Origin of the sequence: Streptococcus sp. SS-4456, assembly GCF_036680365.1 — a bacterium.
Classification (GTDB): Bacteria; Bacillota; Bacilli; order Lactobacillales; family Streptococcaceae; genus Streptococcus.
Genome location: NZ_JAVIHI010000132.1, coordinates 1 through 203, shown reverse-complemented (window position 1 = coordinate 203; position 203 = coordinate 1). Strand labels below are relative to the sequence as shown.

Annotated in this window: 1 protein-coding gene; it reads left to right on the top strand. The window is 38.9% G+C overall.

All coding sequences use genetic code 11. The features are described 5' to 3' along the window. The coding region (locus tag RFK25_RS11730; RefSeq protein ID WP_332413576.1) for a hypothetical protein at positions 1–190 on the top strand (190 nt) is incomplete at its 5' end. Positions 191–203: the final 13 nt, after the last annotated feature.

The following is a 203-nucleotide window of genomic DNA, read 5'->3' as shown; positions in this document are numbered from 1 at the left end:
TGGGGTGGTTTCAGCATTAAAACAGCCATTTTTCTCTAAAAACAGTAAAAAAGACAAACACCAAAACGATGTTTGTCTGCAATCTGAAATGGTCCTTTGGACCATTTTTTTTTTATGGCTTCGAGCCAGTTTTTCTCGTAGAGAAAAACAAGAAAACCACCAGCTATGCTGGTGGCTGACAAGGCTTTGAGCTTCCATTTCTT